Annotated in this window: 9 protein-coding genes and 1 pseudogene; 5 read left to right on the top strand and 5 right to left on the bottom strand. The window is 47.4% G+C overall.

Features of this window, described 5'->3' with window-relative positions; translation table 11 throughout:
- Positions 1-154: 154 nt before the first annotated feature.
- Both H6F74_RS15015 and dapF read right to left on the bottom strand, forming a co-directional pair.
- Positions 155-721: pseudogene (locus tag H6F74_RS15015) on the bottom strand (hypothetical protein); the annotation flags it as partial.
- 63 nt (positions 722-784) lie between these two features.
- Entirely contained in the window at positions 785-1,699 is a 915-nt protein-coding gene (dapF, locus tag H6F74_RS15010) for a diaminopimelate epimerase (protein WP_190442459.1), read from the bottom strand.
- Between the two features lie 139 nt (positions 1,700-1,838).
- Here dapF and H6F74_RS15005 point away from each other — a divergent pair, with 139 nt between their 5' ends.
- Positions 1,839-2,054 (top strand): RNA chaperone Hfq, encoded by a 216-nt coding sequence (locus H6F74_RS15005; RefSeq protein WP_190423867.1) that lies wholly within the window; start codon positions 1,839-1,841, stop codon positions 2,052-2,054.
- Between the two features lie 48 nt (positions 2,055-2,102).
- Here the strand turns inward: H6F74_RS15005 and H6F74_RS15000 are convergent, their stop codons facing one another.
- Positions 2,103-4,439 (bottom strand): cation:proton antiporter, encoded by a 2,337-nt coding sequence (locus H6F74_RS15000; RefSeq protein WP_190442457.1) that lies wholly within the window; start codon positions 4,437-4,439, stop codon positions 2,103-2,105.
- Between the two features lie 356 nt (positions 4,440-4,795).
- Here H6F74_RS15000 and H6F74_RS14995 point away from each other — a divergent pair, with 356 nt between their 5' ends.
- Both H6F74_RS14995 and H6F74_RS14990 read left to right on the top strand, forming a co-directional pair.
- Positions 4,796-5,725, top strand: coding sequence for a M23 family metallopeptidase (locus H6F74_RS14995; protein WP_347269520.1), 930 nt, complete (start codon positions 4,796-4,798; stop codon positions 5,723-5,725).
- Positions 5,726-6,253: 528 nt separating this feature from the next.
- On the top strand, positions 6,254-6,808 hold the full coding sequence (locus H6F74_RS14990) for a late competence development ComFB family protein (RefSeq protein WP_190442455.1): 555 nt from the start codon (positions 6,254-6,256) through the stop codon (positions 6,806-6,808).
- A 244-nt stretch (positions 6,809-7,052) separates the two neighbouring features.
- On the opposite strand, the gene H6F74_RS14985 is transcribed toward H6F74_RS14990, so the two are convergent.
- Positions 7,053-7,634, bottom strand: coding sequence for a L,D-transpeptidase (locus H6F74_RS14985; protein WP_242022100.1), 582 nt, complete (start codon positions 7,632-7,634; stop codon positions 7,053-7,055).
- Positions 7,635-8,090: 456 nt separating this feature from the next.
- Here H6F74_RS14985 and H6F74_RS14980 point away from each other — a divergent pair, with 456 nt between their 5' ends.
- Together H6F74_RS14980 and H6F74_RS14975 are read left to right on the top strand one after the other, a co-directional pair.
- Positions 8,091-8,741, top strand: a complete 651-nt coding sequence (locus H6F74_RS14980) for a sigma-70 family RNA polymerase sigma factor (RefSeq protein WP_190423859.1) — start codon at positions 8,091-8,093, stop codon at positions 8,739-8,741.
- A 380-nt stretch (positions 8,742-9,121) separates the two neighbouring features.
- Positions 9,122-9,688 carry a Fis family transcriptional regulator gene (locus H6F74_RS14975; RefSeq protein WP_190442453.1) on the top strand — a complete coding sequence of 189 codons (567 nt, stop codon included), beginning with the start codon at positions 9,122-9,124 and terminating at the stop codon, positions 9,686-9,688.
- A 156-nt stretch (positions 9,689-9,844) separates the two neighbouring features.
- Here H6F74_RS14975 and H6F74_RS14970 read toward each other — a convergent pair whose 3' ends face one another.
- Positions 9,845-10,237 (bottom strand): gamma-glutamylcyclotransferase, encoded by a 393-nt coding sequence (locus H6F74_RS14970; protein ID WP_190442452.1) that lies wholly within the window; start codon positions 10,235-10,237, stop codon positions 9,845-9,847.
- Positions 10,238-10,329 lie beyond the last annotated feature (92 nt).

The raw sequence follows: 10,329 nt of genomic DNA, 5'->3' as shown, positions 1-10,329 counted from the left end.
ACCCAGTCTGGGGCTGCTTTTTTACTGCATCTACTTAATCACAATCAATCCCAGAATTCAAGCCCCGCAACAAATGTCACTTCTTATACCTATTCTGTTTCTGCTATTTTGATTAGCCATTTTTAACATTTTTACATAACAAGTTCGGTAGAGCCTGTTTATTTAAGAACTCCACTACACGCTGAAGTTCAGTAGGAATTTTATCAGCAACAAAGACTAGGCGTATTTTGCCAGCTAGCAGGTTCGTTTTGACCTGCTGCCAGAACTGCTTTTGGTCAGCGTCAGCACCCAAAAATTCAGCTAGTATCTGTTCAGAATCGCCACCTTGAAGCTGACACGTAGCCTCAAATTGAGCGATAATTTTCTCAACAGGCCAGTAAACTACTCCATTAGCAGCATAGTCGAGCATCTGACCTACCACCTCTCGCCGGAGGCGCGTGTCAGTGCTACGCTTGACTTCCACTAGGGTTGGAATTCCATCCTGGTCAAGAAACAAATGATCGACTGACCATCGATCGATACCACCCTCCTGAGATGGCACTCCAACCTCTCGTTTGACTAGCAACCATTGTCGTGGTGCAGCAGTGTCGATTTGATCGCCAGCCAGCAGATTAGGATATTTTGCAAGAAGTTCTTGCAGCAAAGCCTCCGAGTCATAGGCTTTTTCGTTCATCTCAACCAGCTGACCATTATCTTGAATCAGGTAAATAGCACCACTCATCGAAATTCCCTTGTATTGACCTATCTAAGGTTCCCATTTTCAAGGTTCGATGTTACATAGCGGCTAGATTCTACCTACGAACACGCACTCAGCTGGGCCAGTCATGTAAACTCGCTGGTCTTGTTCTGACCATTCGATTTCCAAACAACCGCCGGGTAGTTCCACCGTAGCAACGCGATCGCATTTCTGTGCCAATACCCCAGCCACCACCACAGCACAAGCACCCGTACCGCAAGCTAAAGTTATCCCAGCACCTCTTTCCCACACCCGCATTTTCAGATAATCTGGGCGCACCACTTGAATAAACTCGGTATTGGTACGTTTGGGGAAAACTGGGTGATGTTCAAACTGAGAACCTATGGTTTCTAACTCGATAGCAGCGACATCCTCCACAAATGTGATGCAGTGGGGATTGCCCATGCTAACACAAGTTACTAACCAAGACTTTCCAGCAACTTCCAAAGGTTCATTTATCGCTTTCTTGTCTGGTGCTACTAGCGTCGTGGGAATTTCTGCTGCAAGTAGTCGCGGCATTCCCATATCGACTGTAACTTGACCATCCGGCTTAATTTGCGGTGTCATGACACCAGCCAGTGTGTGGATGCGATAGGTGATTGGGGACTGGGGATTAGGGATTGGGGATTGGGGATTGGGAACCCTTGAAGATTCTTCACCCAGTCCCTTGTCCCCAGTCTCTTGTCCCCAGCCTTCTAAATCTGCGATAAATTTGGCTAAACAGCGAATACCATTGCCGCACATCTCCGGTTCTGAACCATCAGAGTTAAAAATCCGCATAGTGTAGTCGGTGCCATCTTGTCCGGGAAGGGCGAAAATCACACCATTTGCACCGATACCGAAGTGGCGATCGCATAACTTGACAGCATCCTCTGGTGTCAGACAGGGTTCGTCTGTGCCACGATTATCAATAAGGATGAAATCATTCCCCAGTCCCTGATATTTAGTAAACTCGATATTCATAGCAGCAATTACCACTTAACGGTCTTCAATTAGCATAAACTATGTAATGGGTGATGGAAAACTTAGGAGTTATCAGGTTTCGATTAATAACTCTTAATTCCTAATTTTTTAAAATTACCAATTATCAAGGATATATTTTATGGCTGCTGAACTGGAAACTGGATTACCGAGTATTCGCCTACTCCAAACATTTGTTAAAGAAGGAAAAGAAGTCGAGATAAAACTGCTTACAAACGATGTTTTAGGTGGAAAAATTCGCTGGCTGGATCAAAACTGTATTTGTCTGATGGAGCAATCAAACCAGCCCACAATAGTTTGGCTGCAAGCGATCGCATATGTGAAGCCAAAGTCCTGAAGAGTGTTGAGTGTTGAGTTGTTTTCCCAATTCAACACTCAACACTTTTTAAAGTTCCTGCTGATTATCAGATGTAAGTAATTCTGGGAAAGCTTCGCTCGCAGGCATCTGGATTACAGGAACCTGTACAACACGAGAATCCTCAGAAACTGGGGAGAGCCACTCCTGCACTTGATTTAGAGGATAACTGCCGCCGCACAAAAGTAGCTGATCGCCTGCCAACAGCTGGGTATCGCCGCCGGGAAACCGGATGAACTTCCCTTCGCGCCGAATTGCTTGCACTTGTACCCCGTACTGGCGGCGCATATGCAACTGGGAGAGAGTTTTCCCTGCAACCGGACTATCCTCTGGAACTAACAACCACTGACAAGGAGCATTTTCACTGGGAATTGCCACTTTACCCTTTGCCAGTTGATCGAAGGCAGCTTGTTCATTTGATTCTCCCACCACCAACAAGCGATCGCCTTCTTCCAAAATTGTTTGGATATTTGGATAATCTATTTCTTCCCCGCCACTGCGACGAATTGCCACCAGAGAGACACCAGTCAAACGGCGTAAATCAGTCTCCTCCAGCGTCATCCCGATTAAAGGAGAACCAGGAGGGAGAGGATACCACTTGCTATTCATTTGGGCAGCCGCAACCTCCAAGTCGCGGGCAATTTCCGAAGGCGATCGCTCTGGGCGCAGTGCCAGATAATGACTATTGCGGATTTGCTGCATTTCCTTCTGAATTGTCCATGAAGGCAAGCCATTCCCAGCCAAAAGATGGGAAGCCAGTTCCAAAGAAGCTTCAAATTCAGGTTGCACCACCTCCCGCGCCCCCAGTTGGTAAAGCAGTTCGATATCTTTATTGTGGTTGGCGCGGACAACGATATCCAACTCAGGAGCCAATTCTAAAGCGCGTTTCAGGCAAAGACGGGTAGCCATCGGATCGGGCATAGCGATCGCCATCCCCGTCGCCTTGTCTACCCCAGCAGCTTCCAAAACGTGCAAAGAAGCCCCATTGCCATAAACATAAGAAACCCCCGCCTCTCTCATTTGCTGAATCTTACTTTCAGACTGATCGATAACCACAACTGGATACTTGTGTTCCTGCAACAGGTTCACCAGATTTCGTCCGACTTGCCCATAGCCACAAACCACCACATGATTTTGCAAAGGCAAATCGCAAGCAACTTCCAACGGGGCATCTGCTGTGTCTAAAAACGACTTCAGCCAAGGCAACTCTAACAATTTTGGCACCAGGCGCAGCACAAAAGGCGTAAGTACCAACGTTACAGCAGTTGTACCCAAAATCAGTAAGTAAATTCGGCGAGAAACCAATCCCAGTGCTTGCCCTTCACTCGCCAGCACAAACGAGAATTCCCCAATCTGAGCTAATCCCAACCCAACAATTAAAGCCGTTTTCAACGGATATCCAAACGCTCTTACGATTGGTGTCACAATCAAAAACTTGCCGACAAAAACCAAACATACTAGCCCCAGAATTAACTCTATATTTTCCCAGAGAAAAACTGGGTCGATCAGCATCCCAATCGCGGCAAAAAATAAAGCTGCAAAAACATCGCGCAGCGGTTCCACATAAGTCAGAGTTTGGTCAGCATATTCCACCTCCGAGATCATTAACCCGGCGACAAATGCCCCCATTTCAATCGAAAGGCCCATATACTCTGTGAGCAACGCAATGCCCAAACACAGCGCCACCACACCCAGTAGAAACAGCTCCCGGCTTTCCGTTTTAGCCAGCAAACGCAGCAAAGGCGGGATCAGCCAAATACCAACAGCCACAGCCCCCGCAGCAAATACCCCAATCTGCAAAAGCGCTAAAGCGATCGCTTTGCCAATTGCTTCTGGGGGTTTGTCCAGCGCTGGTAACACCGCCAGCATCAATCCCAGTGCCAAATCCTGCACCACCAGAATCCCCAGCATCACCTGAGCGTGAGGCGTTGCCGTCTCGTTGCGCTCCATCAGACACTTGAGGACTACAGCGGTGGAAGACAGAGACAGAATCGCCCCTAGGAAGACACCTTTCGCTGGTAAAGTACCCCAAGCCCCAGTTACGCCACATACCAAAACTGTGACTAGAATAGTCAGGGCGATTTGTAACCCGCCCCCTCCCAGCGCAATTTTTTGAACTTTTTTCAGTTCCGTAAAGGAAAACTCGACTCCCAGCGCGAACAACAAAAAGGCAACGCCAAACTGAGCCAGCGTTTCTATCTGAATCAACTCTTTAATTAGTCTCAACCCCGCTGGGCCAACAACCATCCCGCCCAGAATATAGCCCAGTAAAGCAGGTTGACGGCATAAGGCTGCCACCAGACCACCAGCCGCAGCTGCCGCGAGAACCGTCACTAAGTCAACAATCAGTCTAAAATCTTCTTGCACAAGTTTCTTTTATAAAAAAACTATGAAGGTATATAAACTTTAGGATACAGAGTTTTTAGGGCTGTGCAGATCCCTTTGACTAAAGGTTCATCTGTCTTCAGTAGGAACTGCATACACTACTTACTCTGCCTTTTCTCGTTCCCAGGTCAGAGAAGGGAATGCTCCGAATCAGGCTCCCACCTCATCTCTTCCTTGGCTTTACTTGCCGTTGGGGGAGACTGGAGCCTTTGTGAATCGCGTTCGGAGTCTTAACGAGTAGAAAAATATGGGAAACACTTGAGACAGGGTGATAGTCTATCCGCTAGTACAAAAAATATCTGTATATTTTGTCAACAATCCTGTGGGAGTAATTGCCTGTGATGTCGAAGAATCTGCTAAAATCTCGCCCTGACCTACAGCAACTCGGTTCTACACTTTTTTCTCTGAAAGTCAAAAATACAAAGAAAGAATTTTTTCTTTTGCCCGTTGCTTTTTGCCTTTTTACTTTGCCAGCGCGAGCCTTGCAGGTTCAGGTGACACCCACTAATCCCGAGTTGGGGGATACTCTTTCAGTGGTGATTCAAAAAGATGCAGCAGACTCGCAAAGTCCCACGGTTTCTCTGAAACAGCAGAATTACTCAGCGTTTTCTATCGGTCAAAATCGCTTTCGAGCTTTGCTACCAACGACACCTTTAGATAAGCCGGGAAGGTTGGTAATTCGGGTGGCGGGTGATGGAGAAGTGCGGGAAATTCCGATTGTTTTGCGATCGCGCTCTTTTCCTGTGCAACGGATTACTCTACCCCCTGGAAAAGCTGGACAGGGAGCAACGCGGTATGAACTAGATCGGGTCGCGGCTTTTAAAAAGTTAGTGACACCGCAAAAGTTCTGGAATGGCCCCTTCCTGAAGCCGAACCGGGGAAGAATCAGCAGCATTTACGGAGTTCGTCGCTACTACAATGGCAAATTTGCCAACGATTACTACCATCGCGGGGTTGACTACGCTGGCGGGTATGGTTCGCCTGTGACAGCGCCAGCAGCAGGACGGGTGGCGTTGGTGGGAAGGGTAAGCCAAGGCTTCCGGGTTCACGGTAATGTCATTGGAGTTGACCACGGGCAAGGTGTCACCAGTATTTTTATGCACCTGAGCCGTATTGATGTTAAGGAAGGGGATATTGTAAAACCTGGTCAGGTAATTGGTGCCATTGGTTCTACGGGCGCTTCAACTGGCCCTCATTTGCACTGGGGATTGTATGTAAATGGCTTATCCGTTGACCCTGGCCCCTGGCGAAATCAAGAAGTTCAATGAGGCTTGAGGAAGTTTTGATGTATTTTTTGAAGTTTTGATCTATTTAGTGTTGTATTGAGGTACACATTGTGGCAGGGTTGTCTATGCGAAAAAAGATGGAGCGTTGCACTTTTAATGTCTTGCAATATCACTCTCTTGAGGATTGTAGATAGCTTTAGCTGCAACGCCAATGTTGAATAGCCTCTAGGGAACAATCTCGAAAATCCCCGTAGGTAAAACACTTCCGATTTCTTCGCCCGACAAAACTGATTTTCAGGGTAGCTGGTGAGAGGTGCTTTGTCATGCCAAGATATTTTGATGGGGATGAGCGAAGAGACATCTATACAGATTTCAACTTTACTCATGGCTTATAGAGGCATTTTAAAAAATGGCTTCTACCCAAAGACAGAAAATTAATTTTTTAGGGAAGCGGCAATCTCAGCCTTGCTTTCCTCGCCAACCAAAGTAGGAGGCAACTAGCCATGTTGCCCGGAGGCGGATTTACTCCGCCTCCGCTGTAAAGGATGGGGTATAAAGCGGGATTTTTAGATGAGTATTGAAAAGATTGTTGAACAAGCCCTACAAGATGGTTATCTGACACCAGCGATGGAGGCAGAGGTCGGACGCATTTGTGACACCGCGTCTGAGCTGTCAATTGAAGAGTACATGGCGCTGGATCGTCTAATGGGGGCGCTGTTGACGGGGGAGGTCGTTGCGGTTCCTCGCAAACAGTTTATCAATGTGATGGAAGAGTTGGTGCTGACGGAAGCGATCGCGCGAGTCGCAGAAATTGAAGCTACTAGCGATCGCGTTTTGGATGTGGGGGATATTGCCGCCTACGCTCTAAATCGTCTACCGCCGCTGTACGCGACGACGGAGGAAGGAGCCAGCTATCAGCGAATGCGAGCAAAAGATGAACTCCAAGAGCTAATTACCCAGCAAGTAAACGAAGCGATCGCTCGTAACTTGGATCGTCCCGAAAACCCAGGACAAGTTATCAGCAAATCTTCGGGCCCCGATGTATTTAAGCAAGTCAGTTCTTTACTACAAACTTACGCTTCCAACTTTGAGCAAAGAAATAAGGATGAAAATGATGAAGAATGAAATCTTCTAAATAAGAGAAGGCGGGAAAGAATATCTTAGCTGTGGGATTCCCAGTTTTAGCCTGTGGAGCGACCGTAAGGCCAAGATCCGCACAGGATGGCGGCGGGTGCAATGAAGCAGGAAAGCAAAGTTGCGAGTCTGTATAGCCTCACAAGCAATGCCAACGTTCCGGGGAATCCCCATCAAAACCGCAGGCTCGTAGAGCTAAGGTTTAAGGTGGGGAGGAGGTCAAACTTCTACCTTCTCAGCGACGAACAATTACAGGCGTTCCTCTAGTTATCTCCTGATACATAGCCCGAATATCCTGATTACGCATTCGCACGCAGCCGTGAGAAACAGCTTCTCCTACCAGCTGCTCCTGGTTGGTGCCGTGAAACCCGATTTGATTTCGTCCATCCGACCAAAAGCCAATCCAGCGATCGCCTAAAGGATTATTCTTCGCCCCGGCGGGGAAGACTTCCCCGGTGATGGGTTGGCTCCAAGCTGGATTTTTATTCATTTTTAGAACTTGAAACGAACCGATAGGAGTCTCCCAACCCGACTGTCCCACAGCTACCGGGTAGGTGGCAAAAAGCTGATTGTCCAGGTAAACATAGACAACGCGATCGCTCAAATCGACAATCAAACGCGATCGCCCAAGGTATTCTGACGTTGATGGCGATAAAGCAGCCTCGAAGCTAAAATTTTCCCCAGCAATAACTGGTAATCCCAAGCTGTTGAGCGTCAGCTTTGAGAAATGCGATCGCCACGAAACTGACAACAGCACAAAAGCTGTCCCAAAACAAATCAGCATCAAATTTCGAGACAGTGGCTCATTCCTTGACATAGCGCTCTTCGCTACGAGTTGCTACCTAATTACCTTATAACCTTCTTCTTTTACCATACGCCTAGCAATATTAGGCTTCTCGCAATTGGCGGAAAGCTAAATGACCCTACACAAACCAAGCCTGCTCCGCCCAGGCTTGATATAGTAAAGCCCCGTCACCATCAGGACTTCGTTAAATAAAAGCTCTCAACTTGCGTCCTCTTTCACAACAAGACAGGTTGCCTTTTAAGCGAATTCAGCCGTTGGGGATTTTGCCAGCAGTTTATTGAGCCAAGGAAATTTTTCCTGATCGGATTTTATTAGTTGCGAAGAATAGTAATAACTCCCCACTCTCTGCTACTGCTATTCGCTAGATTGGTGTGAGAGCGCAAAAATTGCGTTCCATCTAATCAAGTGGGAACATTGCACAAGTGGCAGCGTCTTGGGAGTAAGGCTGTTTTAACCCCCATTTCATCCATGAGTCAATCGATTCCTGCAACCTGGTCAACGGCTGAAGTAACGGTTCAGGTGCAACCTGAAAAACTCTCAAACTACGATTTGATTTTACGCTGTCAGGCCGATCTGCGTCCCGATCGCGCTGCCTTTGCAGAGCTGTTGCGCCGCTATCAGTCTCATGTCGAGAAAATTTTGTACCACCTGGCTCCAGATTGGCAGGATCGGGCAGATTTAGCGCAAGAAGTTTGGATTCGGGTTTACCGCAATATCAAACGTTTGCAGGAACCAGTCAAGTTCCGGGGATGGTTGAGCCGCATAGCCACCAACCTGTTTTACGATGAGCTGCGTAAACGCAAACGGGTTTCTAATCCGCTGTCGCTGGATGCTCCTCGCATGATGGATGACGGTGAAATGGATTGGGAAATTGCCTCAGACAATCCAAGTCCCGACGAAGATATGACGACGCGGGAATTCTACGAACAGCTCCATGAAGCGATCGCCGATCTGCCAGAGGTTTTCCGTACTACCATCGTCCTTAGAGAAATCGAAGGTATGGCATACGAAGAAATTGCTGAAATTACTGGCGTTTCTTTGGGAACTGTGAAGTCTAGAATTGCTAGAGCCAGACAGCGGCTGCAATCTCAGTTGCAAAACTACCTAGATGGGCGCTAGCCTTTTCAAGGTGAAATTAAGTTTCAGCTTTTAGGTGGATTTGCCCTCCACAGAAAGTCAATTATGCTCAAAGCAGTAGAATGGTGTTCTTTAGATTGTTGAAGTGGTGCTGCTGTAAGGAATTTACCCTAATCATCGGGTGAAAAATTTTTGATATCTACTTGCTGCTATAACCGCCAAAAACTCCCAAAGAGCTGAGTTGACCCCCGACCAAGCTACTACGGACGGCTTAAGTAAATTCCCTACCACTCACTTACGTGCTGATTGTTAACAAGACAGTTACAATCTTAGACGAGATACGAGTATCTACCATATACTGATAGTGGCAAAATTTGTGAGAGCTGTAGTTTCCAATTGTGTGATTTGCTGGTGACGTAAACATGACCCCTGACTTTAATACTCATAAGGATGCTGGACTGCGATGCCCAGCGGACGCACAGACCTCGAAGGAAATGGATATTTTGCAGCGCGATCGCTTTGAATTGCTCAGTGCCTACTTAGACGGTGAAGTAACCGCGGCAGAACGCAAACAAGTTCAGGAATGGCTGAAAACTGACCCGACAGTGCAGTGCTTGTATACCAGATTAGTGACGTTACGTCAAGGGTTACAAACCCTGCCAATTCCTGAGTCTGGGCAATCAACAGAACAGGCAGTAAATGAAGTTTTCGCTTCGATCAACCGCCGCAGATTCCAAAAATTTGCTGGATGGAGTGGTGCAGCGATCGCAGCTTTGTTTGTGGGCGCTTTCTCAGGCATTCTCCCCGGCAATTACTCCTTGAGTCCGCAGATGGCTCAATCTCCCATAGCACCGCAGACTTCAGAGCCTTTGATGGTTGCTCTGAATCGCCCTGCCATAGAGATTCCCAAAGCAGCCGTAGCGAGTCCAGAAAACTCTCTCAACCAACTGCTAAACCCTGCCGAAGATACACAAAATCAAAGTTATTAATTTACATTCTTAACCCCCAATTGACCTTTGGACTTGGGGGGATGAAACCCTCAATCAATTCACAGTTAACCTGTTTCCAACCCCTCTCCACCTAACCCTAGCCCTATGAGGGTAGGGTTAGGGAGAGGGGCTTTAACTTATTTGCACTTAAGGGTTTTATCCTTTCCAGCAACCACACGGTAGAGCAACACCCCCGTAGCGTCTAACTTGCTCTGGTGTCATCAGATAAACCCACGCCGCCCCTAGCGATCGCGCATCTAAATCATACGTCTGGATTTCGTGCCGATTATATAAATTTTGTGCCGCTTTCCGCTCTTGGTCGTAATCTTCCAATTGATCCAAATTCAGTAAAACTGCTGAATCGGCGAAAGACAGCAAAAAGCCGTGAACTTTCCCGTCGCCTGTAGTCATGGCGGGATAACCTAATTTTAGGGCGAAGAGTTTACCGTGCGCGATCGCGCTTGTCTCCTCCACTACCTTACCCGCACAATAACGTTGATAATTCGACCCCCCAGGCTTGAGAGTGCCGTAAACGAATACTTTTAACATTTGATGACTAGACAACTTCAGATGTCATTCGTTTGTCACTTATAAACTGAAACCGCCTACTCATGCCACACCCAGCGAGGTAGTATGCCAGA

The sequence above is a fragment of the Trichocoleus sp. FACHB-90 genome (assembly GCF_014695505.1).
GTDB classification, from domain to species: Bacteria; Cyanobacteriota; Cyanobacteriia; order Cyanobacteriales; family FACHB-T130; genus Funiculus; species Funiculus sociatus.
Note: the sequence above shows the minus strand (reverse complement) of the source record. Positions and strands in the feature narration are given on the sequence as shown.